General features: G+C 64.5%; 24 protein-coding genes. 11 read left to right on the forward strand and 13 right to left on the reverse strand.

Features of this window, described 5'->3' with window-relative positions; all coding sequences use genetic code 11:
- Nucleotides 1–3: 3 nt before the first annotated feature.
- Both ppa and AABA86_RS28555 read right to left on the reverse strand, forming a co-directional pair.
- Nucleotides 4–540: an inorganic diphosphatase gene (gene ppa / locus AABA86_RS28550; protein WP_018318963.1), complete on the reverse strand. Its 537-nt coding sequence runs from the start codon at nt 538–540 to the stop codon at nt 4–6.
- A 177-nt stretch (nt 541–717) separates the two neighbouring features.
- A complete protein-coding gene (locus tag AABA86_RS28555) occupies nt 718–1,227 on the reverse strand; it encodes a GNAT family N-acetyltransferase (protein ID WP_018318962.1) in 510 nt (169 codons plus the stop codon).
- A gap of 263 nt (nt 1,228–1,490) precedes the next feature.
- Here AABA86_RS28555 and AABA86_RS28560 point away from each other — a divergent pair, with 263 nt between their 5' ends.
- Nucleotides 1,491–2,396 carry a dienelactone hydrolase family protein gene (locus AABA86_RS28560; RefSeq protein ID WP_212243104.1) on the forward strand — a complete coding sequence of 302 codons (906 nt, stop codon included), beginning with the start codon at nt 1,491–1,493 and terminating at the stop codon, nt 2,394–2,396.
- Nucleotides 2,396–2,803, forward strand: coding sequence for a thiol-disulfide oxidoreductase DCC family protein (locus tag AABA86_RS28565; RefSeq protein WP_212243103.1), 408 nt, complete (start codon nt 2,396–2,398; stop codon nt 2,801–2,803). Before AABA86_RS28560 ends, AABA86_RS28565 begins: the two co-directional genes overlap by 1 nt.
- A gap of 25 nt (nt 2,804–2,828) precedes the next feature.
- Here AABA86_RS28565 and AABA86_RS28570 read toward each other — a convergent pair whose 3' ends face one another.
- The 6 genes from AABA86_RS28570 to AABA86_RS28595 form a co-directional block, all read right to left on the reverse strand.
- The gene (locus AABA86_RS28570; protein ID WP_338309193.1) at nt 2,829–4,076 is read right to left on the reverse strand and encodes a flavin monoamine oxidase family protein; all 1,248 of its coding nucleotides are present in this window, start codon (nt 4,074–4,076) and stop codon (nt 2,829–2,831) included.
- 248 nt (nt 4,077–4,324) lie between these two features.
- The gene (gene typA, locus AABA86_RS28575; RefSeq protein ID WP_212243101.1) at nt 4,325–6,151 is read right to left on the reverse strand and encodes a translational GTPase TypA; all 1,827 of its coding nucleotides are present in this window, start codon (nt 6,149–6,151) and stop codon (nt 4,325–4,327) included.
- 238 nt (nt 6,152–6,389) lie between these two features.
- A complete protein-coding gene (locus tag AABA86_RS28580; protein ID WP_212243100.1) occupies nt 6,390–6,683 on the reverse strand; it encodes a hypothetical protein in 294 nt (97 codons plus the stop codon).
- Nucleotides 6,680–8,110: a radical SAM protein gene (locus AABA86_RS28585; protein ID WP_338309194.1), complete on the reverse strand. Its 1,431-nt coding sequence runs from the start codon at nt 8,108–8,110 to the stop codon at nt 6,680–6,682. The genes AABA86_RS28580 and AABA86_RS28585 overlap by 4 nt, the downstream gene beginning before the upstream one ends.
- Entirely contained in the window at nt 8,091–8,807 is a 717-nt protein-coding gene (locus AABA86_RS28590; protein ID WP_338309195.1) for a prolipoprotein diacylglyceryl transferase family protein, read from the reverse strand. Before AABA86_RS28590 ends, AABA86_RS28585 begins: the two co-directional genes overlap by 20 nt.
- An 81-nt stretch (nt 8,808–8,888) precedes the next feature.
- Nucleotides 8,889–9,653 carry a Crp/Fnr family transcriptional regulator gene (locus AABA86_RS28595; protein WP_338309196.1) on the reverse strand — a complete coding sequence of 255 codons (765 nt, stop codon included), beginning with the start codon at nt 9,651–9,653 and terminating at the stop codon, nt 8,889–8,891.
- A 179-nt stretch (nt 9,654–9,832) separates the two neighbouring features.
- Between AABA86_RS28595 and AABA86_RS28600 the strand changes: the two genes are divergently transcribed.
- Nucleotides 9,833–10,216, forward strand: a complete 384-nt coding sequence (locus AABA86_RS28600; RefSeq protein ID WP_212243093.1) for a response regulator — start codon at nt 9,833–9,835, stop codon at nt 10,214–10,216.
- A gap of 3 nt (nt 10,217–10,219) precedes the next feature.
- On the opposite strand, the gene AABA86_RS28605 is transcribed toward AABA86_RS28600, so the two are convergent.
- The gene (locus tag AABA86_RS28605; protein WP_338309197.1) at nt 10,220–11,761 is read right to left on the reverse strand and encodes an alkaline phosphatase D family protein; all 1,542 of its coding nucleotides are present in this window, start codon (nt 11,759–11,761) and stop codon (nt 10,220–10,222) included.
- A gap of 104 nt (nt 11,762–11,865) precedes the next feature.
- Nucleotides 11,866–13,311: a TAXI family TRAP transporter solute-binding subunit gene (locus AABA86_RS28610; protein WP_338309198.1), complete on the reverse strand. Its 1,446-nt coding sequence runs from the start codon at nt 13,309–13,311 to the stop codon at nt 11,866–11,868.
- A 153-nt stretch (nt 13,312–13,464) separates the two neighbouring features.
- Between AABA86_RS28610 and AABA86_RS28615 the strand changes: the two genes are divergently transcribed.
- Nucleotides 13,465–13,755 (forward strand): 4a-hydroxytetrahydrobiopterin dehydratase, encoded by a 291-nt coding sequence (locus AABA86_RS28615; RefSeq protein WP_212243087.1) that lies wholly within the window; start codon nt 13,465–13,467, stop codon nt 13,753–13,755.
- Nucleotides 13,756–13,856: 101 nt separating this feature from the next.
- The gene (locus tag AABA86_RS28620; RefSeq protein WP_212243085.1) at nt 13,857–14,237 is read left to right on the forward strand and encodes a YkvA family protein; all 381 of its coding nucleotides are present in this window, start codon (nt 13,857–13,859) and stop codon (nt 14,235–14,237) included.
- Nucleotides 14,238–14,467: 230 nt separating this feature from the next.
- Here the strand turns inward: AABA86_RS28620 and AABA86_RS28625 are convergent, their stop codons facing one another.
- The 3 genes from AABA86_RS28625 to AABA86_RS28635 all read right to left on the reverse strand — a co-directional run bounded on the left by AABA86_RS28625 (nt 14,468) and on the right by AABA86_RS28635 (nt 17,787).
- Nucleotides 14,468–15,631, reverse strand: a complete 1,164-nt coding sequence (locus tag AABA86_RS28625; protein ID WP_338309199.1) for a TAXI family TRAP transporter solute-binding subunit — start codon at nt 15,629–15,631, stop codon at nt 14,468–14,470.
- A gap of 17 nt (nt 15,632–15,648) precedes the next feature.
- On the reverse strand, nt 15,649–16,497 hold the full coding sequence (locus tag AABA86_RS28630) for a hypothetical protein (RefSeq protein WP_338309200.1): 849 nt from the start codon (nt 16,495–16,497) through the stop codon (nt 15,649–15,651).
- A gap of 315 nt (nt 16,498–16,812) precedes the next feature.
- Nucleotides 16,813–17,787 carry an NADPH:quinone oxidoreductase family protein gene (locus tag AABA86_RS28635; RefSeq protein WP_122400343.1) on the reverse strand — a complete coding sequence of 325 codons (975 nt, stop codon included), beginning with the start codon at nt 17,785–17,787 and terminating at the stop codon, nt 16,813–16,815.
- A 249-nt stretch (nt 17,788–18,036) separates the two neighbouring features.
- On the opposite strand from AABA86_RS28635, the gene AABA86_RS28640 reads away from it, so the two are divergent.
- The 6 genes from AABA86_RS28640 (at nt 18,037) to argG (ending at nt 23,999) form a co-directional block, all read left to right on the forward strand.
- Nucleotides 18,037–18,876 carry an SDR family oxidoreductase gene (locus AABA86_RS28640; protein WP_212243081.1) on the forward strand — a complete coding sequence of 280 codons (840 nt, stop codon included), beginning with the start codon at nt 18,037–18,039 and terminating at the stop codon, nt 18,874–18,876.
- Between the two features lie 118 nt (nt 18,877–18,994).
- A complete protein-coding gene (locus tag AABA86_RS28645) occupies nt 18,995–19,642 on the forward strand; it encodes an invasion associated locus B family protein (RefSeq protein WP_338309201.1) in 648 nt (215 codons plus the stop codon).
- Between the two features lie 232 nt (nt 19,643–19,874).
- Nucleotides 19,875–21,077, forward strand: coding sequence for a 23S rRNA (adenine(2503)-C(2))-methyltransferase RlmN (gene rlmN / locus AABA86_RS28650; RefSeq protein WP_338309202.1), 1,203 nt, complete (start codon nt 19,875–19,877; stop codon nt 21,075–21,077).
- A 166-nt stretch (nt 21,078–21,243) separates the two neighbouring features.
- The gene (locus AABA86_RS28655) at nt 21,244–21,738 is read left to right on the forward strand and encodes a hypothetical protein (RefSeq protein ID WP_338309203.1); all 495 of its coding nucleotides are present in this window, start codon (nt 21,244–21,246) and stop codon (nt 21,736–21,738) included.
- 54 nt (nt 21,739–21,792) lie between these two features.
- Complete coding sequence (locus tag AABA86_RS28660; protein ID WP_212243075.1) at nt 21,793–22,569, forward strand: phosphatase PAP2 family protein; 777 nt, start codon at nt 21,793–21,795, stop codon at nt 22,567–22,569.
- A gap of 92 nt (nt 22,570–22,661) precedes the next feature.
- A complete protein-coding gene (gene argG, locus AABA86_RS28665) occupies nt 22,662–23,999 on the forward strand; it encodes an argininosuccinate synthase (protein ID WP_212243073.1) in 1,338 nt (445 codons plus the stop codon).
- Nucleotides 24,000–24,028 lie beyond the last annotated feature (29 nt).

Consider the following 24,028-nt stretch of genomic DNA (forward strand, 5'->3'; position numbering starts at 1 on the left):
AGCTCAGCCCTTCTTCTTCTTCTCGCGATCCATGCCTTCGAGGATCAGCTTGTGCGCATCCTCCGGGCCGCCCCAGCGCAGGATCTTCACCCATTTGCCCTTCTCGAGATCCTTGTAGTGCTCGAAGAAGTGCTGGATCTGCTGCAGCGTGATGTCAGGGAGGTCGGAGTACGACTTCACCTTGTCGTAGCGCTGCGTCAGCTTCGACGACGGCACCGCCAGAATCTTCTCGTCGCCGCCGGCTTCGTCTTCCATGAACAGCACGCCGACCGGGCGCACGCTCATGACGGCGCCGGGAATGATGGCGCGGGTATTGATGATCAGGACGTCGCAGGGGTCGCCGTCATCCGACAAAGTATGCGGGATGAAGCCGTAGTTACCGGGGTAACGCATCGGCGTGTAGAGGAAGCGGTCGACCACCAGCGTGCCGGCTTCCTTGTCCATCTCGTATTTGATCGGTTCGCCGCCCACGGGGACTTCGATGAGGACGTTGACTTCGTGTGGTACGTTTTTCCCGATCGAGATCGCATCGATACGCATTGAAGGCTCCGTTGTTGCCGAGGTAAAATCGCGCCCGGCAGCGATTTTGGCGCTGTCATACGCGGGCTTGGCCCGCTGATCCATCGCGTTTTTGTGAAATAATGAATCCGGAAATCACCGGCTCAAAGGCGGCGGTATCGACGGAAGGGAAACGCTGCCAGATCAGCTTTCAGCAGCTCAATTGGTCCAAGCGAAGGCAACCTTGTCGAGCGATTTCGGCCCGAACCGCTCCGAGGAGCGCGCCACCATACGGCCCCCCAGCGCCCGGTAGAACTCGGTCGCGGGGTCGTTGTCCGAGAGCGCCCACACCACCATGCTCTTCAGTCCGCTCTGCATCAGGTCGCGGCGGGCAGAGGCGAACAGGCGGCGGCCGAAGCCGAGGCCCTGAAATTCGGGGCGCAGGTAAAGCTCGTAGATCTCGCCGTCGAAATGCAGGCTGCGGGCACGGTTGCGGCCGTAATTGGCGTAGCCCGCGATCTTGTCGCCGAACACCAGCACGCTGACGCGGCTGCCCTTGCGGATCGCGCTGTCCCACCATTGCGGGCCGCGGCGGTTGATGAGCTTTTCCAGCTCGGCGCCGGGAATGATGCCCTGATAGGCGGAGCGCCAAGCCTCGTCATGAGTAGACGCCACCGCAGTTGCATCTGCAGCTTTGGCCGGCCGGACCTCGATCAGGGTTGTGCTCATGGGCGCAATCAAACCAAGTCGCCGCGCCGGCGGCAAGACCTATCGTTAATTATCGGTTAACGTGTGGACTTTGTGCATCAGTATCTGAACCATGTTGTACCGAAAAAAGACAGGACGCCGACTCGAGTGGCACAGGCGTGCCCTGCGTCGGTGCAAAACTCCCACTGCGGCAACGAATGAACGGCAATGGCAGCGCAGAAAGTCCGCCGATACTGATTCGTTCCTACTAGTCTGATTGTCGCTGTTCTCGCCTCCGGCCATTCATGCGGCTCCTCAAAATCCTCGCGCTCCTGACTCTGCTGGCCTTGCCGACTGCGCCGCCTCTGTGCGCTCAGGTCACGTTTGGTCCATCGGGCGAGGAGGGCGAGCCGCTTCGCCGACAAGCGTGGCTTGTGCCGTCGCCGGATACCGACATTGCTGCGCGTGCCCTTCTGTTTCGCCCCGCCGGCGCAGGGCCGTTCCGGCTTGCGGTCGTCGCACACGCCTCGACGCAGAACGTATTGCGTCGAGCGCAAATGCCGCAGCCGGAATATCGTCCGCTCGCCGCCTATCTCGTCGCGCGCGGTTTTGCCGTGCTGGTGCCGGAGCGGCTCGGCCATGGTGCGACCGGCGGCCGCTATGTCGAGGACCAGGGCGGCTGTGACGAGGCGGACTATGCGCGCGCGGGCCGTGCAACGGCCGAGGAAATCCGGCTCGCGCTGGAGTTCTTGCGAAAGCAGGATTTCATTCGCAAGGAGGCCGCGATCGTGATCGGCCATTCCGCCGGCGGCTGGGGTGCGCTGGCACTCGCCAATGCCGATCCGAAGGCGATCAACGCGATCGCAGTGTTTGCGCCGGGGCGTGGCGGCCATGCCAATGATGAGCCGAACCGGATCTGCGCGACACACACGCTTCTTGCCACTGCTGCAGAGTTCGGCAAGGGCGCGCGCATCCCTGTCACATGGCTCGTTGCAACCAATGACAGCTATTTCGCGCCGGCGTTTTCGAAGAGCCTGGCCGATGCGTTTCGCGGTGGTGGCGGCAAGGTCGACTTCCGCATCCTGCCGGCTGTCGGCAGCGAAGGACATTGGATGATCGAGACTGAAGCTGGTGTCAAAGGCGCAAGGACTGAGCTCGATCGTGTGCTGAAGTCGGCGCCGGCGCCTGTGATGCGACGGGATAGCCGCTGATGCCTAGATGGCCCGATGACGACGTGATCCTGTTCGACGGCGTCTGCATCTTCTGCTCGCGCTGGGTCCGCTTCCTCGCGGAGCGCGACACGGTGAAGCGGTTTCGCTTCACGCCGATCCAGTCGGCGTACGGAGCCCGGCTCGCGCGGACGTTCGACATCGATCCCGATGATCCCGATACCAACGCGGTCGTCCACGGCGGCGAAGTGTTCATGAAGTCAGACGCCGCGCTGACCGTGCTCTCGCTGCTTCCCGGCTGGGGCTGGGTGTGTGCGTTGTTCGCCGTGCCGAAACCGCTGCGGGACTTCGTTTACAGCCTCATCGCCCGCAACCGCTATCGCATCTTCGGCAAGTATGACGCGTGCTTCGTGCCGGATGCGGATTTGCGAAGCCGGGTGATCGAGTAGCCACGTCATTGCGAGCGCAGCGAAGCTACAGCTTCCCGATTGCCGCCAGTACTTCCTTCGCCGCCCGTTCGCCGCTGTCGCGCGCGCCATGCGCGGTCGTGAAGAATTCTGGCGACGTCGCTTCTCCCGCGAAGAACAACCGTCCATCCACCGGCGCGGCCAGCATGGCGCGATCGCCGGCGTGGCCGGGCAGCGCATGCGAATAGGAGCCTCGCGCGAACGGATCATGCGCCCAGCGCGACTCCGCGAGCGGCTTCAGCTTGCGGCGGATGTCGTTGCCGAGAAAGCCGGCGATCTCGTCGATGCTGTGCGCGGCGATGGCGCCGTCGCCGGAATCTTCCAGCGCGCGTGCAAAGCTGCCGCCGAAGAAGCCTTCGATGCAGGGCTGGCCGAATGGGCGGATGTGGTAGGTGCCCATCGCGGTGCGCATGGTGGCGCCGCGTAAGTTCGCTTCCTTGGGAAAGGCTTCGGCGTCATCGAGCGCGAGCGTCACCTTGTCGTCGACGCCGAGCGGCAGGCCGGCTGCTGCGTCGACCTTGGACAGTAACGGCGGCGAAAAGCGGATCGTCTCATCGGCGATCAGGTTGGTCGGCAGGGTGACGATCACCTTGTCCGCGGTCAGCGTGCCCTGCGATGTCTCGATGCGGATGCGCTTTGCCGAATGATCGATCAGCGCGACGTTGCAGTTCAGCGCGACCGGACAGGGCGCGCCGTAGGCGGCGACCAGCGCCCCATAGCCGCGGCGGACGCGCCAGTTGAGGCCAGAGTCCTCATAGGCGTCCCAGTCCAGTGTCGACATGTCCTCGAGTTCGCAGCCGTTGATGTAGGTCGAGATCGCGTCGATCATGGGATTCCAGCGATTGCCCATCTCGAGGCTCCGGCTCGCAGGCTCGTCCTTGCCCGTCTGCGCGGCTTCCCAGAGGCGCTCATAGAACGCGTCCATCGCGCGCATGAAATCGTCGCGCTCGCCCTGCGGAAACGCGTTGCCATAGGCGCGCTCGCGCCAGGGCGGCAGGTCCTTGTTGAGCTCGAAACCGAGTCGCGGCGCAATCGAAACGAAGGAGTTCTTGTCCGCCGAGTGCAGCCAGCCGCAGCCGACGTCGAAGGTGACGTCAGGGGAGGCCTGCACGGTCCAGGCGCGGCCGCCGAGCCGGTCGCGTGCCTCCAGCACGATCACGGAGAGGCCGGAGCCATGCAGCGCATGCGCCGCGCCGAGGCCGGCGGCACCGGCGCCGATGATCGCGACGTCCACGGAGGAGGGGAGGGAGGTCATGGCCGGGCTCTAGCACGTTCGCTGGATGTGCTGAAGCCGGCCAGGTATCCGGTCTCGTGTCCCGGACGCGGTGCGGCGTGTAACGCCGCTCCGCAGAGCCGGGACCCATGTGATGTGCAGGGTACGAGACGGTTTCGTAGGGTGGGCAAAGGCGCTCTTGCGCCGTGCCCACGTCTTCGCATCAAGTGGGCAAAGACGTGGGCACGCTACGCTTTGCCCACCCTACGGCACTGTGGCTTGCGGTGGCCTTACGCCACCGCTTCCTTGGACTTCTCTGCGCGCTTGCGCTCGTTCGGGTCGAGATGCTTCTTGCGCAGGCGGATCGACTTCGGAGTGACCTCGACGAGCTCGTCGTCCTCGATATAGGCGAGCGCCTTCTCCAGGGTCATGCGGATCGGCGGGGTCAGGCGCACGGCTTCGTCCTTCGAGGTCGTGCGGATGTTGGTGAGCTGCTTGCCCTTGAGCACGTTGATCTCGAGATCGTTGTCGCGGGTGTGCTCGCCGACGATCATGCCCTTGTAGACCTTCCAGCCCGGCTCGATCATCATCGGGCCGCGGTCTTCCAGCTTGAACATGGCGTAGGCCACGGCTTCGCCCTGGTCGTTGGAGATCAGCACGCCGTTGCGGCGGCCCTGGATCTCGCCCTTGTACGGCGCGTAGCCGTGGAACAGGCGGTTCATGATCGCGGTGCCGCGGGTGTCGGTGAGCAGCTCGCCCTGATAGCCGATCAGGCCGCGGGTCGGCGCGTAGAACACCAGGCGGAGGCGGTTGCCGCCGGACGGCTTCATCTCGACCAGCTCGGACTTGCGCTCGCTCATCTTCTGCACGACGACGCCGGAGTGCTCCTCGTCGACGTCGATCACGACTTCCTCGATCGGCTCCAGGGTGGCGCCGGTGGCTTCGTCCTTCTGGAACACGACGCGCGGACGCGACACCGAGAGCTCAAAACCCTCGCGGCGCATGGTCTCGATCAGGATCGCGAGCTGCAATTCGCCGCGGCCTGAGACTTCCATCGCGTCCTTGTCGGAGGCTTCGACGACGCGCAGCGCGACATTGCCTTCGGCCTCGCGCAAGAGACGGTCGCGGATCATGCGGCTCGTCACCTTGTCGCCTTCGGTGCCGGCGAGCGGGGAATTGTTGACGATGAACGACATCGACACGGTCGGCGGATCGATCGGCTGGGCCGGCAGCGGCACTTCGACGGTCGGATCGCAGAAGGTGTCGGCGACGGTACCCTTGGTGAGACCCGCGATGGCGACGATGTCGCCGGCTTCGGCTTCGTCGAGCGGCGTGCGCTCGAGACCGCGGAACGCCAGGATCTTGGTGATGCGCCCGGACTCGACCAGCTTGCCCTCGGCGTTGAGCACCTTGACCTGCTGGTTCGGCTTGAGGATGCCGGAGGAGATACGGCCGGTGATGATGCGGCCGAGATAGGGGTTGGCCTCCAGGATGGTGCCGATCATCCTGAACGGACCTTCCTCGACCGTCGGCGGCGCGACGTGACGCAGGATCAGGTCGAACAGCGGCTCCATGCCCTTGTCCTTCGGACCCTCCGGGCTGTCGGCCATCCAGCCCTGCTTGGCCGACCCGTAGAGGATCGGGAAGTCGAGCTGCTCCTCGCTGGCGTCGAGCGCGGCGAACAGGTCGAACACCTCGTTGATGACTTCGGTCGGGCGCGCGTCGGGGCGGTCGACCTTGTTGATGACGACGATCGGCTTGAGGCCGACCTTGAGCGCTTTGGAGACCACGAATTTGGTCTGCGGCAGCGGGCCTTCGGCAGCGTCGACCAGCACCAGCGCGCCGTCCACCATGTTCAGGATGCGCTCGACCTCGCCGCCGAAATCGGCGTGGCCGGGGGTGTCGACGATGTTGATGCGGGTGTCCTTCCACTGCACCGAGGCCGCCTTGGCCAAGATGGTGATGCCGCGCTCGCGCTCCAGATCGTTGGAGTCCATGGCGCGGTCGGTCACCTTCTGGTTCTCGCGGAACGTGCCGGACTGCTGGAGGAGTTTGTCGACCAGGGTCGTCTTGCCGTGGTCGACGTGAGCGATGATGGCGACGTTACGGAGGTTCATGAGTGAGCTTCTTTGCGTTCGAACAATGGGTTAAGCGCGATCTCGCCGGTCGGACCGGGACCTCTTCTCGAAACAACGCTGGAAGACTGGAAACGGGGCGCTTTCCGCCCAAAAAGGAAGCCCGGCCATATCGACCGGGCAGCCTACGCGTTGCGGCGCAATATATGCAAAAACCGCCAAAAAACAATGCGTTCTTTGCCCGTTGGTTGACTGAATTTTGTCCGGGAATCTCCGGGGGTTAAGGCTGGGTCCCGGGATGGATAGGGGCCTTTCGTCCCTTGATAGCTGCCCAGATCAGGGCGGCCCCGCCGATCCCCACGACGAGGCCCAGAAAGACCAGCGGCGCGATGTCCGAGGCGATCCTGCCATCCTCGAACACCGACATTCCGCCGAAGAGCAGCGCACAGGCGCCCGGCAGCAGCATGAGGACCCCGAAAATCGCCATCAGTGCGGTCAGGCAGCCGCTGCGCTTTTCCGTCGGGGCAGGAGGGGGACCCGGGGGCGCCGGTGGCGGCGTGTCGCTGAAGCTCATGCCTGCAAGACTCCTTCATTCGCCTGCGCGGCCAGCGCGGCGCGGATGCCGTCGATCTTGCCGTTGCGGTAGAACAGATTGTAGGTGTCGAACGGAATGATCGCGCCCTGCTCCGTCACGAAATGGATGCAGCTGCGCTTGACGTTGCCGACGCAGAAATTGAAGCGATCGAGAAACTGCACGATGGTGACGCGGAACACGTTCTCGTAAGAGAGCCCTTCCGGCACCTGAAAGCTCGGCAGGCAGCACAGCAATTCGCAGACGCGCTCGGACGTGTTGAGCGGCCCCGATGACAGTGAGAACAGATCGACGAACTTCTCCCGCAGCACCGGATATTTCTCCGGGCTGATCGTATTGGGCATCACCGCAACCAGCTGTTCCTGCGGAATCAGCGAGGTCAGCGGCAGCACCTTCTCGCCATTGCGCAGGCCGTAGCCGATCGAGATGCTTTCGGGATTGCAGGGCAGCGGGATCATGTCCTTGTCGCCGAATACGCCGGTCTCGATCACGCGCTTGCGGATCTCCGACAGCATGATGCGGTCGGTTTTCTCATCGAAATTCTCGTTGCGGCCGGCGTCCTGCACCGGCTGCAGCGTGACGCCGCGCACGCATGTCCACGTCAGGGCGTGGCGGACGATGTCACCGATCTCGGAGTCATTGACGCCGCGCTTGATGGTCGCGACCAGCGTGGTCGACACGCCAAAATGCTCGAGATTTTCCAGTGCCTGCTGGCGGATCTTTCGCAAATCCGCGCCGCGCAGGTCGATCAGCGCATCGCGCTGCAGTGAATCGAACTGGAGATAGACCTCCAGCCCGCGCCTGTTCTCGGCGAGCCGCGCCACGAAATCCTTTTCGCGTGCGATGCGCAGGCCGTTGGTGTTGATCATGACGTGACGGATCGGGCGGGCGCGCACGGCGTCCAGGATCGCGAAGAAATCAGGATGCAGCGTCGGCTCGCCGCCGGAAATCTGCACGAGGTCGGGCTCGCCTTCACTGGCGACCAGCGCGTCGAGCATCTTCTCCACTGTCGCAAGAGGGGTGAATTTCGTCCGCGCCGGCGAGGATTCGGCGAAGCAGACCGGGCAGGTGAGATTGCAGTGCTCGGTGATCTCGATCAGCGCCAGGCAGGAATGCTGCTCGTGGTCGGAACAGAGACCGCAATCATAGGGACAGCCGAATTCGGTGCGCTGCTGGAATTGCAGAGGCCGGTCGCCGGGCTTGATGAAATCCTTGCACAGGCGCCAATAGGCGGCATCCGTCGACACCAGCGTCGACTGGACGCCGTGCTCCCTGCATCGCTTTTCGTACCAGACCTCGTTGTCCAGGATCTGGATCTTGGTCGGCACCAGCTTCAGGCAGGTCTCGCAAAGGGATTGGGTCTGGCCCCAAAAGATATAGGGACGCGACTTACGCAACGGCGCGTTCATGCATGGGTCTCGCTTTGGGCGCCGTCGCCAGCATGACGCCAGCGTAAAGCAAAATGGACAGTGACAGCAGGTGAAACAGGGTGAAGGGACCGATCAGCGTGCCGTAGGGCTTGAGGAATTCCCACAGGAAGCGTTGCGCTCCATAATAGACGAGAACCAGGTAGAAACCATTGGTGATCACAAAGGCATTCCGGTTCACGACCGCCAGCATATAGGGCAGCGCGAATACGGCCATGGCCGCGCTCTCGTAGAGCTGCACGGGATGGCGCAGAATGCCGTCGCCGAAATCATGGGCCCAGGGCATCGCCGTCGGCGTGCCATAGGTGAAGTCGTCGAGGCCTGCGAAGTAGCAGCCGAGCCGGCCGATCGCGATGCCGAGCGCCAGCGGCAGCGCAAAACGGGCGCCGGTTCGCAGCGCGATCCCCGCGGACCATTTGTACAGCTCGATCGCCACGATGCCGCCGGCGATCGCGCCCTCGACCGAGCGCGCAATGCCGCTCTCGCCCGACAGCCACAGATTGGCGGAGCCGAACAGGTAGGCCCCGAGGCCCGCGCCGAACACCAGCGCGGCGATATAGGGCAGCTCGAAGGATTGCGCCGGAAACTGCAGGCGCTGCCGCGACAGCCAGTAGACGGCCGCCGCCGCCGCCAGCCAGGCTGCAATGTCGAAGAGAGTGTGAAGCAAAGCCCCGCTCATGCGGGGGATATTAGCCCAGGTTCCGGCCGTGCGGGATAGTGCGCTTGCTCGTTCTCCACGCCGGGGAAGCGAGGCGGATCGCTACCCGGCCTCCCGCTCCTCGGTCGGGTAGACGCCGCGCAGCACCTCTTCGAAATGCATTTTGACCGCGTCGTTGCACAGGCAGGCGCGAAGCCTCAGGCCGTCGCGGTTGCGAACCAGGATCGATCCGCGCCTCGTGTCGAGAATCCGTTCCGCCTTGAACGACTGAAGCACGCGGCTGGCATAGGAGCGGCCAACGCCGAGCAGCGTCGCAAGCTGTTCGTGGGTCAGCGGCACGCTGTCCTCGTCGCCGGTCCGCTCCATCGCCGCCAAAATCCATTTGGCGGTCCGCTGTTCGATCGAATGGATTGCATTGCAGGCGGTCGACTGGAAGATCTGCGCCAGCATGCAATCGGCATAGCGGGCAAAGATGTTGCGCAGCGACGCCGAGCGCAGCTTGGCCGCTTCCAGCTTGGCGACATGAACGCGCGCAAACGGGCCGCCGAATTTCACGCAGATCCGGGTATAGGCCGGCAGGAATCCCTCGCTGACGATACCGCCCACCGCGCCTTCGCGGCCGACCAGGATGGTCTCGACGTCTCGGCCATCCTCGTTGGGGACGAGAAAGGTCGCGAGCGCCGGTCCGCAGGGGAAGTGGACGACCTGGACGTCGTCACCGGGGCTGTAGAGCAACTGGCCGGCTGCGGAGATTTCGACGGTCACGTGCGGTGCGAGCAGGGCGTAGTCTGCCTGGTTCAAACGCCGCAACAAATTGTTGGCCGGACGGCTCTCAACCTCGGTCGTCTTGCTGATACGCGCATCCATCGTGAACTCCCATCCTCCTTCCCACCTTAGCGAGTTCCTTGCATTCCCTGTGTGCACAAGTGGACAGACTGGAGAACGGCAATGTGGTGGGTTTCGTTCCAGGAACCCACCGATGTGCTGCGCGCAGGCATCGTGTCGCGGCAGTCCTGATCCGACCCCCCCACACGCAAGATGCGATCATGGCACCCGCACTTTCCAATGGCTCAAGCTGGCCGGCCGATGTTCTGATCGTCGAAGACGACCCGATCATCGCGATCGATTTCGAGGACCGTCTGCTCGGGTTCGGGGTGACGGGCGTGCGGACCGTCGGGTCGGTGACGCAGGCGCTGGGGGCCATCGCCAAGCGTGCGCCCGATTTCGCGCTGCTCGATGTCGAGTTGATCCGCGAGACGAGCTTTGCGGTCGCGGAGCGGCTGGCTGCGCTGAAGATCCCGTTCGTCTTCGTTACCGGCTATGGCGCCGAGGCGCGCATTCCGCCTGAATTCTCCGGCCAGCCGCGGTTGCAGAAGCCCTGCTCGAGCGACGCGCTGGAGGCGGCGCTCAAGGTGCGCGCCCTCGATTAGCGATCAGGCCTGCTTTGGATCGAGCGTGGTCGACCACAGCGCGACGTCGGCGCGGTCGCGCAAGGTCACGGTCATCCGGCCCGAGGCGCCATCGATCTTGACGTGACCGAAGAACTGCATGCCGGCCGACGGCGGCAGGTTCTGGCTGTCCTTGCCCGGCGCCTTGACGAAGCGCACCTCGGGCCCAAACGTGTTGTCGAGCGCGTTCGGACCGAAGGTGCCGGCGTGCAGCGGACCCGACACGAATTCCCGGAACGGCTCGAACTCCTGGAATTGCGCCTTGTTCGGATCGTAATAATGCGCGGCAGCGTAGTGCACGTCCGCCGTGAGCCACACCGTGTTGCTGATCGGCGCCATCTTGATGAAACGCAGGATGTCGGCGATCTCGAACTCGCGGCCGCGCACCGGGCCGTCGCCCTGCGCGATCGCCTCCGAGCCGCCCTTCGGCGTGTCCGGCACGACGAGGCTGAGCGGCATGTCGGAGGCGATCACCTTCCAGGTCGCGCGCGAATTGAGCAGGCCGCGCTTGAGCCAGGCGATCTGGTCCGGGCCGAGGAAGTAGCTGGCGGGGCCGTAAGCGGTCTCGAGATTGGCGCCGTTCGGGCCGCGATAGCTGCGCTCGTCGAGCATGAACACGTCGAGATGCGGGCCGTAGGAGATCTGGCGATAGACCCGGCCCGGCTCAACGATGCTCTCGCGCATCGGATACATCTCGTGGAAAGCGCGGCCCGCGCGGGCGGCGAGCAGGGCGATGTCGCGCTCCTTGTAGGCCGCCGGCAATTCCTTCGACAGCGACCAGTTGTTGGTCACCTCGTGGTCGTCCCATTGCACGAAGATCGGCACCTCCGCATTGAAGGCGCGGAGGTTTTCGTCGGTGAGATTGTATTTGTGCGCGGCGCGGTACTCGTCCAGCGTCTCGGCGACCTTGGCCTTCTCAGGGATGGTGACGTTCTTCCAGATCTTGCCGTCGGCGAGCTTCACCTCGGATTGAATCGGGCCGTCGGCGTAGATGGTGTCGCCCGAGTGCAGGAAGAAATCCGGACGGTGCTTGCGCATCGCCGAGAAGGTGAACATGCCGCCGTCATCGGGATTGATGCCCCAGCCCTGGCCGGCGACGTCTCCGCCCCAGACGAAGCTGACGTCGCGGCGGTCGGCCGGCGCGGTGCGGAAGCGGCCGACCACCGGCTCGCCCTCGATCGCGGTGTGGGAGAGATCGCGGAAGCGGACGCGGTAAAAGACGTCCTGTCCGCCCGGCAGGTTCTCGATCAGCATCTTCGCGGTGAAGTCGCTCTCGGGGAGCGCCGCGATCGGCGGCAGCGCGCGGGCATCCCTGAAGGACTCGGTCGTCGCGACCTCGACCAGCATCTGCGATGGACGGTCGGTGCGCGCCCACACCACGCCGCTGTCCACCGTGACGTCGCCCGACTGCACGCCATGAGTGACCATCGGCCGATCGGCTGCGCGCGAGAGATAGGGCATCGCCATCGTGCCGAGCGCACCGGCGCCGGTGGCGAGGAAGCGGCGGCGGGAGAATTTGATGTTCATGGGAGATGGCCCCGAGATCGCGTGAGGCGACCGCCCGGACGGCCGCTCCGATGGAGCCCGAACCTATATTGAGACAATGTGACGCAGCAATAACGCGCGCAGCGTTACGCGTTGCCGGCGGCCCTGAACTGCGCGCCTGCACGTTGCAGGTTCTGCGGCAGGCTGAACAGCACCGCCTTGCGGTCGGCAACGGCGGCGTGGAACTGGTCCAACGCGATGTTGAAGGCGGTGAGCGAGCCCTCCTCGATCGCGCCATGATCGAAGCAGCGCAGCGTGTCGCGCAGGATCTCGTCGGCCTCGGCCTGCATCTGGTCGAGCTCGTCGGTCGTCTCGCACTTGCGCGCCACCGCGATCATGTCGAGCAGCCGTTCGCGCAGATGGCTGTTGTTGTCGCGCTCGTCCTTCTTCAGATAGCCAGCGAACCAGGCGCCGATCGAGCCCATGGCCGACAACGCCATCAGGCTCCACCAGATGTAATCGCTGTATTTGTCGAGGAAGGTCTTTTCCTCGCCGTCGACGAAGGCGGCAGCGCCCGGATGCACCGGGATCACCGCATCCTTGTCGGTGTCGGGCGTCTCGATCTTCGCCGCGAGCGGGAATTCCGTCACCAGCTGCTGGCGCACGGCGAAGAGCTGGCGCGTGAACGCCGCGATGGTGGTTTCGGATACGCCTTTGCGCGCCACGATGTGGTGCGAGAAGCTGACGGTCTTGACCTCGTCCTCCGGGCGGGCGGGCGAGCCGCCATAGGTGCCGGCTGGAATCTCGGAGGCTTCGTAGACCGGATGGTTCTGGGCGATCGCATCCGCCGACTCGATCGCGAGGAAGTTGGGCGCGCCGAAATCCTTGGTGGAGGCGGCGATCGCATCCGCCGTGATCTTGCTGTTGACCGGTCCGGCCGCGAGATAGACGTCGGCCTTCTGGGCCTTGATCGCCTCGGCGGCCTCGTTGGCGGGGAATTGCACGATCTCGACCTTGGCGGGATCGACGCCATATTGCTGGAGGATCACCTTGAGCAGATTGACATTGGCCTGGGTGCGGCCGACCACGCCGACGCGATGGCCGGCGAGCTGCGAGATTTTGGTGATCTTCGGGCCCCGCTTCTTGCCTTTGCCCGGTACGGACCACAGCACCACGACGTTCTTGCGCAGGGTCGCGACCGCTTGCGCGTTCTTGGGCACGTCGAGGTCGCCGCGCACGATGGCGAGATCGACCTTGCCTTCCGCAAGCGCATTGGCGCTGGCCGTGGCGCCGTCGGTCTGGATCGGCCGCAGCCGGATCTGGCTCTTGTGCTGCGTGAAAGCCTGCGTCAGCGCCTGCACGACCTTGACGTCGTCGCTGTTGGCGGGACCGACCGCGATCTTCAACGTCACCGGCCGCATGGCGAAGTAGTAGCCCCCGACGAGCGCGCCGATGATGGCAAGCACGAGCGCAAGAGACACGAGCGCGGTCTTCCGCGCCGCGGATCGCGGCGAAGGCGGAGAGGGCGTTTCGGCCAGGTCCAATCCCCCGGTCATCGATCTCCCAAACAGGCGCTTCAGGCTCAGTTTCATCTTGGCCGGCGATTTACGCCTGCAATTGTAGCAAATTTCTTGTCCGGCGGGGTTACATCTCCGTCATGGTTAGCGGATGGCGGAAATCCCCCGTATGAACCCGGGCGTCAGCAGGGTGTTAGGGTAAAGTTCCCCTGAAGAACGGAGATGACCATGGCAGAACGGCTTTCCGCGGAGGCGCGCAAGCAGGCGCTGGGCGAACTACCGGACTGGACCGAGGTTCAGGGCCGGGATGCCATCGGGAAAACCTTTATCTTCAAGGATTTCAGCGAGGCGTTCGGCTTCATGACCCGGGCCGCGCTGGCCGCCGAGAAGATGGATCACCACCCCGAATGGCGCAACGTCTACAAGACGGTCGAGGTGGTGCTGTCGACCCACGACGCCGGCGGCGTCACCGCGCTCGACATTGCGCTGGCCAAGACGATGAACGCGATCGCAGGCTGAGATCGGCCGACGTCTTGCAGGGATCGGCCACATCCCCATCTTGTGATCAGCCGGGATGCGGCGATCCGCCGCCCCGGGGGCTGAATGGGAGTTTCTCGAACATGGCTGCCGAACACAGTGTCGGTTTCGAGCCGGCCGACCGGCTCGCGGAAGATCGCGAGAGCGTGCGCCGCCGCTTCTGGCGCAAGCTGAAGCGCGTCGCCGCGCATCTGCCGTTCGCCGAAGACTTGCTGGCTGCTTATTACTGCGCGTTCGACCGGCAGACCCCGCGTCACGTCCAGGCCGCGCTGTTAGGTGCGATCGCCTATTTCATCCTGCCGTTCGACTTCGTCGCCGACGTGATGCCGGTCCTCGGCTTCGCCGATGATGCCGCCGTGCTCGCCACCGCCATCCGCATGGTCTCCGGCCACATCACGAATGAGCACCGCGAAGCCGCCCGTGCCGTGCTGAAGCGCGGGGTGGATGAGGCGGAAGCGCAGTAGAGGTTGGCTGCACGTTCGTAGCCACACCTACTGCTGTCATTCCCCGCGACCCGGCTACGCCAAGGCTTCGCCGGGGTTGAGGTCCAGGGGTGCCGAAGCTTTAGCGCAGGCGGCAAGCGGGGAATCCAGCACGCCGCGGCTTCTCGATTCAATCGCTGGCTTCACGGAGTACTGGATCGCCCGGTCAAGCCGGGCGATGACACGGCGTGTGTGGAGACGAAACGCGCTCGCTACTTCTTCCCCGCCTCCACCCGCGCCTTCTCCGCGTCCCATGCCTGGAATTGCTTGAACAGCGCTTCCCTGTCCGCGTCGGACACGTTTGCAGCCGTGGGGCTCTGCTTCAGGAACGCCTCGAATCGTTGCCGTGTCACCGGCTCGACGCCGTGCTTGTCGAGCCATTGCTGCGCCACCGGCAATCTGTTCCAACCCGACAAGGGCGCCGCGAGCGAGACCTCCTTCCACTTGGGATGGAATGGCGGGTTCTGGAGCGCCGGGAATTTCGTGAAGAACGCGTCCACGAACAGCGCGAGCTTGCGATAGCGCTCGGTGTTGGGCGCCCAGTTGTAGGCAGCGAGCACCGCCGGCACGGCGATGGTGTCCACGCTCTCGCCCTCCTTGATCAGGTTCGGATAGTCCTTGGTCGTCAGCGTCGCCGGCAGATAGTCGCTCTGGAGCGGCTTTGCATAGTCGACCTTGGCAAGATGGAAGCGGCCGTCATTGCCGAAGGTCGAGACTGATTTGTACGGCTTGCCGCCGACCACGATGACGGCGTCGATCTCACCGGCCTTCAGCTTCTCCATCGCGATGCGCTGCTCGACATAGACGAACTTCGCCTTGATGCCGAGTCGCTCGAACACGGTGAGCGCGGTGACGAAGGTGCCGCCGTTGGGCAGGTCGACGCTAACCGTCTTGCCTTCGAGATCCTTCAGCGTCGCGACAGATTTCGGCGCGATCACCTGCATCTCTTCGTTGTAGAGCTTGGTCACATAGGTGAATTGCTTCTTGATGTCCTTGGCAAAACCCTTGCGCTCGAGATAGTCGAGCGTGTCGGCCCGCACGATGCCGAGATCGACGCCTTGCAGGAACAGGATGTCGGCGACGCTCTGCACCGAGCCACGGCCGACGATCGGCAGCACGCGGATCCTGTTGCCGTCGTCGAGCACCGAGGCCAGGTCGGCGCCGAACTGCACGTAGGTGCCGCCGATCGTGCCGGTGATCAGCGTGACGGTGTTGGCGTTCAACGACTGCTTGGTCGAGGTCGAGCCGAACTGGAAGATGGCCTTCAGGCTGTCCGAGACCTTGGCCGGATCGTATTCGGTCTGCTGCTCGGCACGTGCCGCGAAGGCACAGATCGTCATGATGGCGGCAAGCGCCATTCCCAAAGCGTTACGCATGATATCCTCTAAAGCGTCTAGTGCTGAAGCTGGGCGAGACGCTGCCGCGCCTCCACCGATCCAAGTGCCGCGGCCTTCCGATACCAGTCGCGCGCGGCGGTCGCGTCAGCGGCGATGCGCCGCGAATCGCTGGTGCCCAGCACGGCCGGGTCATAGCTCTGCGCCAGCAGAAGCGCGGCCGTCGCATCCTGCGCATTGGCCGCGCGTTCGAGCAGCAGGCGGGCCGCAACGATATCGCCGACCCCCAACAGGCTCTTCGCGCGCGTCATCAACCCGGCCAGCGTGTCGGCGTCGAGCGTCCTGACCGGCTCAGGCGGTGCAGGCTGTGCCGCGACGGGCGCCGGTGCCTGCACCGGCTCTTGTGCTTGCAGCGCAACCTGATAGGCGGTCACTATCGCTTCGCGGCTTGGCACCGGCGGCGCAGGGAGGTCCCGTGGGTCGGCGCTCGCCAACGTCGTGTTGGTCACGCGGTCCGGATCCTTGGGCGAGGTCTGCGGTCTGGCCGGTGCGCTGACCGACGCCATGGCCTGGTCCGCCGCGATACCCACCCAGCTACCGGCATTGGCGGCGAAGAAGCCGCGAAAGTCCGACTGAAACAGTACGGCCAGAACTGCCAGGGTGGACACCGCCAGAACGGCCGCGAGAACACGCGGCGCAATTCTGGAACGCAACTCCACCGGCGTATATTCGCGTGGGTCCGGCGCACCGAGCGGATCGGACAGAAACAGCGGAATCGGATCGTCCTGCGAAAGATCGGCCCGTGCGGCGCGCGCACGGATAAAGGACGCGGTCGGCGGATGTGATGCGGCTCGATTGGAGTCGAGCGCCCTCGACTCCGTCGACGGGCGATGCGCCGTCGTCTCCATGGTGATGCTCCCCATACTAACGCAACGCAGGGGCATTCCCGGCTTCAGTCTTCTTGCTTTTGTCCAGAAGTGTCCCGCAAATGGAACCGGTAAAACGCCGTTTGAATCAGCCTAAAAAACGACGGCGGTTTGCGCGAATCGGGAAATAGTTGGGTTTGATTGCGGCGAGGCGGAGGAATGCACCGCAATTCTGGCGGTGATGGTTGAGGAAGGTTCAACCAGACGGCGCCGCACGAAAAAGCCGGCGCAGCTTCAGCGTCGCCGGCGATTCGAGCGGTGACAGTTGTGTATGTGGCGATGGCGACGCCTGCATCCTCACGGATGCAGGATCACCTTGCCCATGGCCTGACGTCCCGCGAGCACCTTCAGTGCATCCGCGGTCTGCGCCAGCGGGAAGGTGCGGTCGACATGCGATGAGATCTTGCCTTCCGCGGTCCACTTCACGAGCTTCTCGAGATTGGCGCGGTTCTTCTCCGGATTCTGCCGGGTCCAGGCGCCCCAGAACACGCCGCGGATGTCGCAGCCCTTCAAGAGTGCGAGGTTCAGCGGCATCTTCGGAATGTCGCCCGCGGCAAAGCCGATCACGAGGAAGCGGCCTTCCCACGCGATCGAGCGCAGCGCCTGCTCGGCGTAGGCACCGCCCACGGGATCGAAGATGATGTCGACGCCCTTGCCGCCGGTGAGCTTGCGCAGGCCCTCCTTCAGATCTTCCTTGGCGTAGTTCAGCGTCAGCTCGGCGCCATGCGCCTTCGCGAATTCAAGCTTCTCGTCCGACGAGGCGCAGGCGATCACCTTCAGGCCCATCAGCTTGCCGAGCTCGCAGGCGGCAAGGCCGGTGCCGCCGGCCGCACCTAACACCGCAAGGGTCTCGCCCGGCTTCGGGCTGGCGCGATCTTCCAGCGCATGCAGCGCGGTGCCGTAGATGATGATGATGCCGGCCGCGCGGTCGTAGTCGAGATTGTCGGGGATCTTCACGATCGAGGCCGCCGGCAGCGCGATCTTCTCGCGCGCGCCGTTGTGGCCGCAGGAGGCGACCACGCGATCGCCGACTTTCAGATCGGTCACGCCGGCGCCGATGCTCTCGATCACGCCCGCGACTTCCGCGGCCGGCGAGAACGGGAACGGCGGCTTGATCTGGTACTTGCCCTGAATCATCAGGATGTCGAAGAAGTTCAGCGCCGCCGCCTTGATCGCGATCACCGCTTCGCCGGGACCGGCCACCGGATCCGGCACGTCGGCGAGCACGAGATCGTCGGGCTGGCAATATTGCGAGCAGAGGATGGCTTTCATGGCGGCACCTTGGGCGTTTCGAGTGGAATTATAGTTTGGCCGTTTCTGCCGGATTTAGCGCGACCGGACAATCCGGATTCTTTTGTCAGTGACCTTGCCGCAGCCTATCCTCGCGTCATTGCGAGCCAACGGGTCCGCGCGAAGCGCGGTCCGATGACAGGCTCCGCGAAGCAATCCAGACTATTTCCGCAGAACGGACTCTGGATTGCTTCGCTGCGCTCGCAATGACAAACGAGAAGGATTCAAACGATGTTTGAAACAGGTCTGCTCGCGGGCAAGCGCATCCTCGTCACCGGCGGCGGATCGGGCCTCGGCGCCGCGATGGGACGCCGCTTCCTCGCGCTCGGCGCCGAGCTTGTCATCTGCGGTCGCAAGCTCGACCGGCTTGAGACAACCGCAGCCGAGATGCGCGCGCAGACCGGTGGCAAGGTCGCCACCATCGCCTGCGACATCCGCGACGGCGCCGCCGTCGACAGCATGATGGAGCAGATCTGGCGCGAGGCGCCGCTCGACATCCTCGTCAACAACGCTGCCGCGACCTTCATCGCGCAGAGCGAGCATCTGTCGTTCCGAGCGGCCGATGCGATCCTGGCGCCGACGCTGCATGGCGCAATGTACTGCACGCTCGCCGCCGGCAGGCGCTGGATCGAGGACAAGCACGGCGGCGTCGTGCTCTCGATCCTCTCGACCTCGACCATCACCGGCCGCGCCTTCACCGTGCCGTCGGCGATGGCGAAATCGGCGCTGCTGGCGATGACCAGAAGTCTCGCCGTGGAATGGGGGCCGAAAGGCATCCGCACCGTCGCCATCGCGCCGGGTCCGTTTCCGACCGCGGGCGCGTCGGGGCAGCTCCGCCCCGAAGGCCGTGACGAGGGCTGGACCGCGCGCAATCCGCTTGGCCGGACCGGAGAGCATGGCGAGCTTGCCGATCTCGCCAGCTTCCTGGTCTCGGACCGCGCTGCTTACATCAATGGCGAGATGGTCGTCATCGACGGTGGCGCGCATTTGCGCAGTTCCGGCGCCGAGGATTTGTTGCGTTGGACCGAGACGCAATGGGCCGACCAGCGCGCCGCGCGATCCAAAGCTTAAGGCGGCGCTGATACCGCTAACTGCCTTCCCAAATTGGACTTTCCCGGCTATCCCTGCCGCGGGGACAAAGCGCGGCCGGGCCATCTTCCAGTCACAATATTGAGGGAACCACTCCAGCATGTGGCGGGTGCTGATTTTAGCTTTGATGACTGGCGTGGCGGCCGGGGGGATCGCCGATTCTGCGCGGGCGCAGACGGCGCAACCGGCGCCGAAGGCCGCGGCAAAGCCGGCGGCGCCGACCGCCAATCCGACCGCAAAGACCGCTGCAAAGCCGGAGAGCAAACCGGCGGCCCCGCCAGCGGCGGTTGCGGGTGGCGCGGAGCCGACCCTGATCGGCCAGTTCGGCACCTGGGGCGCTTATTCGGCGACGCCCAACGGCAAGAAGGTCTGCTTCGCGCTGGCAAAACCCTCGTCGTCGAAGACCAATCCGCCGAATCGGCCGCGCGATCCCGCTTATGCCTTCGTCTCGACCCGTCCGGCCGAGAAGGTGAACAACGAAGTCTCGGTCATGATCGGCTATGCGCTGAAGCCGGGCTCGGAATCGTCGGTCGAGGTCGGCGGCGCCGCCTTCGCCATGTACACGCAGGGCGACGGCCTCTGGATCAAGAACGCGGCCGAGGAGGAGCGGATGGTCGAAGCCATGCGCAAATCCGCCGAGCTCGTCGTCAAGGGTGTCTCGGCCAAGGGCACCGAGACGACCGACACCTTCTCGCTGAAGGGCCTCGCCCAGGCGCTGGACAAGATTTCGCAGGATTGCCGGCGGTAGGCCTCCAGGCTTAGTCCTTTAAGGCTAAGCGACAGCCACGGTCGCAATCGACTGTTCCGGTTGCTATATAGGGCCGGTTCCACAATTTCGGCCGTCATGGCCGGGCTAAAGCGCGAAGCGCGTCTTCGCACCAGATGTCCCGGCCATCCACGCGCTAACCGCAGGCGGAAAAGAACGTGGATGCCCGGGACAAGCCCGGGCATGACGAGACAGCAGCAACCTCAGGCAACCAATGCAACCGACGACCGAGCCGCATAACGCAATCCTGGTGGAGAAGACGCCACTTGAGACCTATGTGCCGCCAGCGAGGCCCTCGCTGATCGGCCTGTCGCGCAGCGAGCTTGCCGATCGACTCGGCGAGATCGGTGTCGCGCCGGCGCAGCGCAAGATGCGGGTGCAGCAGCTCTGGCACTGGCTCTATTTCCGCGGCGCCCAAAGCTTTGACGATATGACCTCGATCTCGAAGGGCATTCGCGCCGAGCTCGCGCAGCATTTTACGGTCGACCGGCCCGAAGTCGTGGCCGAGCAGATCTCCAACGACGGCACCCGCAAATGGCTGCTGCGCCTGCCGAGCGGCGACAATGTCGAGCGTGCTCATGAAGTAGAGTGCGTCTACATTCCCGAAACCGATCGCGGCACGCTCTGCGTCTCCTCCCAGGTCGGCTGCACGCTGAATTGCTCCTTCTGCCACACCGGCACGCAGCGCCTGGTGCGCAATCTCACCGCCGGTGAGATCGTCGGACAGATCATGGTGGCGCGGGATCGATTGAATGATTGGGCCGATCGCGAGGACGGCACGCGCCGCGTCACCAACATCGTGATGATGGGGATGGGCGAGCCGCTCTACAATTTCGACGCGGTGCGCGATGCGCTGCTGATCGTCGGCGACAATGAGGGCATCGGCATCTCCCGCCGCCGCATCACGCTGTCGACCTCCGGCGTGGTGCCGAACATCGTGCGCGCCGGCGAGGAGATCGGCGTCATGCTCGCGATCTCGCTGCACGCGGTGCGCGACGAGCTGCGCAACGAGCTGGTGCCGCTCAACCGCAAATATCCGATCAAGGAGCTGCTGCAGGCTTGCCGCGACTATCCCGGCGCCTCGAACGCGCGCCGCATCACCTTCGAATATGTGATGCTCAAGGGCGTCAACGATTCGCTCGACGATGCGAAACTGCTGGTGAAGATGCTCAAGGGCATTCACGCCAAGATCAACCTGATCCCGTTCAATCCCTGGCCCGGCACGGCCTATGAATGCTCGGACTGGGACCAGATCGAAAAATTCTCCGAATACATCTTCAATGCCGGCTATTCCTCGCCGGTGCGCACGCCGCGCGGCCGCGACATCCTCGCCGCCTGCGGCCAGCTCAAGTCGGAGACCGAAAAGCTCAGCGCGCGGGAACGCGAGGCGCTGCGCGCCATGGCGATGACGGATTGAGGATGACACCGTACTCGACGTTCGTCATGGCCGGGCTTGACCCGGCCATCTGCGTTTATGAGCTGTCATTCCGGGGCGCGCGTAGCGCGAACCCGGAATCTCGAGATTCCGGATTCGGTGCTGCGCACCGCTCCGGAATGACGGTGACACGCAACAGGTCCATCAGATGTCCCTGATCGGTCGCCTCGTCATCATCTTCATCGGCTTCCTCGCCGCCTGTTTCGTCGGCGGCATGATCGTCGTCGTCGCGCTGCTGTTTCCGGAATTTGCCGATCTCGGGGCCGGTCCCGTCGATCAGGGTGCGATCGACATTTTGCTAGGCTTCGGCTTCATCTTCGTCTCAGGTTTTGCGCTGGTGCCGGCGGCGGTGATCGTGGCGATCACCGAAGCGCTCTACATCCGCAGCGCGCTCGCTTATGCCGTGGGCGGCGGCCTCGTCGGGCTTGCCTGCTATCTCGGCCTCGTTCCCTTTCACTCCGACACGTTTCAGTTCGAAGGTATCGTGCGGCGCCACCTGGAGATCATGACCGGCGCCGGCATCGTCGCCGGGATCGTCTATTGGTTGATCGCCGGCCGCAATGCCGGCGCCTGGCGCATCCCGCCGCCCCCGCGCCAGCCACCTCCGCCGCTGCCGTCGAATTCAAGGCCGGACGCGCGATGAGTCGTGCCGCTTCCGGGGTTTCCATCCCCGTCCCACTCCGCTAAACCGCGCGCCATGAACCGGACTGGACTCTTCATCGCCCTGGCGCTGTGGCTCGTCATTGGTGTCGTTTTCGGCCTCTATCCCGAGCTCGATCTCAAGCTCGCGTCGCTGTTCTTCGACCCTGAAACGAAGACCTTTCCGCTCAAGCTGAACGACTGGGCGGGCTTTGCGCGTGACGCCGCGATGTGGGTCGCATGGGCCTTCGTTGCGCCGTCGCTCGTCGCGCTCGTGGTCAAGATGATCCGGCCCGACCGTCCCTTGATGGTGTCGGGACGTGCGATCGTGTTCCTGCTGGTCACGATCATCATGTCGGCCGGCATTCTCACCAATCTCACCTTCAAGACCTATTGGGGCCGGCCGCGCCCGGTGGTGGTGACGGAGTTCGCCGGCGACCAGCAGTTCGTGGCCTGGTGGGATCCGCGCGGCGGCTGCGTGCGCAACTGCTCGTTCTTCTCGGGCGAGGGCGCGACCGCGTTCTGGACGCTGGCGCCGGCTGCACTGGCGCCGCCGGCATGGCGGCCGCTCGCCTATGCCGGCGCGGTGGTGTTCGGCGCCGTCACCAGCGGGCTGCGGATGGCGTTTGGCGGCCATTTCTTCACGGATGTGGCGATCGCCGGTCTCGTCAGTTTCGTCGTGATCTGGTTTGCCTACGCGCTGATTTACCGCTGGCCACGGACCCGGTTCTCGGACGAGGCGGTGGACGCCGCCCTGACCCGGCTGAACATGCCCGCCTACCGGCTCCGCCGGCGCCTGTTCGGCCGCAAGACCGGTCCCGAACCCTCGGTTTAAGCCATTAAATGCGTGCCGAGCCCCGCGAAATTTGATATTCGCGCGGTCAACCCGTCCATGACATCAGCCCTTGAGACCCGATTGGAAGCGCCATGACCACGATCCTGAAAAGCCTGCCCAAGGGTGAGAAAGTCGGCATCGCTTTTTCGGGCGGTCTCGACACCTCTGCGGCGCTGCTCTGGATGAAGCAGAAGGGCGCGCGCTGCTACGCCTACACTGCCAATCTCGGCCAGCCGGACGAGGCCGACTACAACGAGATCCCGCGCAAGGCGATGGAGTTCGGCGCCGAGAAGGCGCGTCTGGTCGATTGCCGCACGCAGCTGGTCCACGAAGGCATCGCCGCGATCCAGTCCGGCGCCTTCCACATCTCGACCGGCGGCATCACCTACTTCAACACCACGCCGCTGGGGCGCGCGGTGACCGGCACGATGCTGGTCGCGGCGATGAAGGAAGACGGCGTCAACATCTGGGGCGACGGTTCGACCTTCAAGGGCAACGACATCGAGCGCTTCTACCGTTACGGCCTGCTCACCAATCCCGGCCTGAAGATCTACAAGCCCTGGCTCGACCAGCAGTTCATCGACGAGCTCGGCGGCCGCGCCGAGATGTCGGCGTTCATGACCGCGCAGGGCTTCGCCTACAAGATGAGCGCAGAGAAGGCGTATTCGACCGACAGCAATCTGCTCGGCGCCACGCACGAGGCCAAGGATCTCGAAAGCCTCGACAGCGGCATCAAGATCGTCAACCCGATCATGGGCGTGCCGTTCTGGCGCGACGACTGCAACGTCAAGGCCGAGAAGGTCGTGGTGCGTTTTGAGGAGGGCCAGCCGACGGCGCTGAACGGCCAGACCTTCTCTGATCCCGTCGCGCTGTTTCTGGAAGCCAACGCGATCGGCGGCCGCCACGGCCTCGGCATGAGCGACCAGATCGAGAATCGTATCATCGAGGCCAAGAGCCGCGGCATCTACGAGGCGCCGGGCATGGCGCTGCTGCACATCGCCTATGAGCGCCTCGTCACCGGCATCCACAACGAGGACACTATCGAGCAGTACCGCATCAGCGGCATGCGTCTCGGCCGCTTGCTCTATCAGGGCCGCTGGTTCGATTCGCAGGCCCTGATGCTGCGCGAGACCGCGCAGCGCTGGGTCGCGCGCGCCGTCACCGGCGAGGTGACGCTGGAGCTGCGCCGCGGCAACGATTATTCGATCCTCAACACCGAGAGCCCGAACCTCACCTATGCGCCGGAGCGGCTCAGCATGGAGAAGGTCGAGGATGCCGCGTTCTCGCCGGCCGACCGCATCGGCCAGCTGACCATGCGTAACCTCGACATCGCCGACACCCGGACCAAGCTCGGTCTCTATTCGAAGACCGGTTTGCTGTCGGGCAGCGAAGGCTCGCAGATATTCAAGCTCGAGAACGACAAGGGCTGAGGCCCTCGCTGCCGTAGCAACCATTAAAG

The organism is Bradyrhizobium sp. TM233 (assembly GCF_036247965.1).
In the GTDB taxonomy this organism is placed as follows: Bacteria; Pseudomonadota; Alphaproteobacteria; order Rhizobiales; family Xanthobacteraceae; genus Bradyrhizobium; species Bradyrhizobium ottawaense.

Bases quoted from the DNA above. Each gene is read 5' to 3' on its own strand.
- ppa (WP_018318963.1), bottom strand. From the start codon at position 540: ATGCGTATCGATGCGATCTCGATCGGGAAAAACGTACCACACGAAGTC.
- AABA86_RS28555 (WP_018318962.1), bottom strand. From the start codon at position 1,227: ATGAGCACAACCCTGATCGAGGTCCGGCCGGCCAAAGCTGCAGATGCA.
- AABA86_RS28560 (WP_212243104.1), top strand. From the start codon at position 1,491: ATGCGGCTCCTCAAAATCCTCGCGCTCCTGACTCTGCTGGCCTTGCCG.
- AABA86_RS28565 (WP_212243103.1), top strand. From the start codon at position 2,396: ATGCCTAGATGGCCCGATGACGACGTGATCCTGTTCGACGGCGTCTGC.
- AABA86_RS28570 (WP_338309193.1), bottom strand. From the start codon at position 4,076: ATGACCTCCCTCCCCTCCTCCGTGGACGTCGCGATCATCGGCGCCGGT.
- typA (WP_212243101.1), bottom strand. From the start codon at position 6,151: ATGAACCTCCGTAACGTCGCCATCATCGCTCACGTCGACCACGGCAAG.
- AABA86_RS28580 (WP_212243100.1), bottom strand. From the start codon at position 6,683: ATGAGCTTCAGCGACACGCCGCCACCGGCGCCCCCGGGTCCCCCTCCT.
- AABA86_RS28585 (WP_338309194.1), bottom strand. From the start codon at position 8,110: ATGAACGCGCCGTTGCGTAAGTCGCGTCCCTATATCTTTTGGGGCCAG.
- AABA86_RS28590 (WP_338309195.1), bottom strand. From the start codon at position 8,807: ATGAGCGGGGCTTTGCTTCACACTCTCTTCGACATTGCAGCCTGGCTG.
- AABA86_RS28595 (WP_338309196.1), bottom strand. From the start codon at position 9,653: ATGGATGCGCGTATCAGCAAGACGACCGAGGTTGAGAGCCGTCCGGCC.
- AABA86_RS28600 (WP_212243093.1), top strand. From the start codon at position 9,833: ATGGCACCCGCACTTTCCAATGGCTCAAGCTGGCCGGCCGATGTTCTG.
- AABA86_RS28605 (WP_338309197.1), bottom strand. From the start codon at position 11,761: ATGAACATCAAATTCTCCCGCCGCCGCTTCCTCGCCACCGGCGCCGGT.
- AABA86_RS28610 (WP_338309198.1), bottom strand. From the start codon at position 13,311: ATGAAACTGAGCCTGAAGCGCCTGTTTGGGAGATCGATGACCGGGGGA.
- AABA86_RS28615 (WP_212243087.1), top strand. From the start codon at position 13,465: ATGGCAGAACGGCTTTCCGCGGAGGCGCGCAAGCAGGCGCTGGGCGAA.
- AABA86_RS28620 (WP_212243085.1), top strand. From the start codon at position 13,857: ATGGCTGCCGAACACAGTGTCGGTTTCGAGCCGGCCGACCGGCTCGCG.
- AABA86_RS28625 (WP_338309199.1), bottom strand. From the start codon at position 15,631: ATGCGTAACGCTTTGGGAATGGCGCTTGCCGCCATCATGACGATCTGT.
- AABA86_RS28630 (WP_338309200.1), bottom strand. From the start codon at position 16,497: ATGGAGACGACGGCGCATCGCCCGTCGACGGAGTCGAGGGCGCTCGAC.
- AABA86_RS28635 (WP_122400343.1), bottom strand. From the start codon at position 17,787: ATGAAAGCCATCCTCTGCTCGCAATATTGCCAGCCCGACGATCTCGTG.
- AABA86_RS28640 (WP_212243081.1), top strand. From the start codon at position 18,037: ATGTTTGAAACAGGTCTGCTCGCGGGCAAGCGCATCCTCGTCACCGGC.
- AABA86_RS28645 (WP_338309201.1), top strand. From the start codon at position 18,995: ATGTGGCGGGTGCTGATTTTAGCTTTGATGACTGGCGTGGCGGCCGGG.
- rlmN (WP_338309202.1), top strand. From the start codon at position 19,875: ATGCAACCGACGACCGAGCCGCATAACGCAATCCTGGTGGAGAAGACG.
- AABA86_RS28655 (WP_338309203.1), top strand. From the start codon at position 21,244: ATGTCCCTGATCGGTCGCCTCGTCATCATCTTCATCGGCTTCCTCGCC.
- AABA86_RS28660 (WP_212243075.1), top strand. From the start codon at position 21,793: ATGAACCGGACTGGACTCTTCATCGCCCTGGCGCTGTGGCTCGTCATT.
- argG (WP_212243073.1), top strand. From the start codon at position 22,662: ATGACCACGATCCTGAAAAGCCTGCCCAAGGGTGAGAAAGTCGGCATC.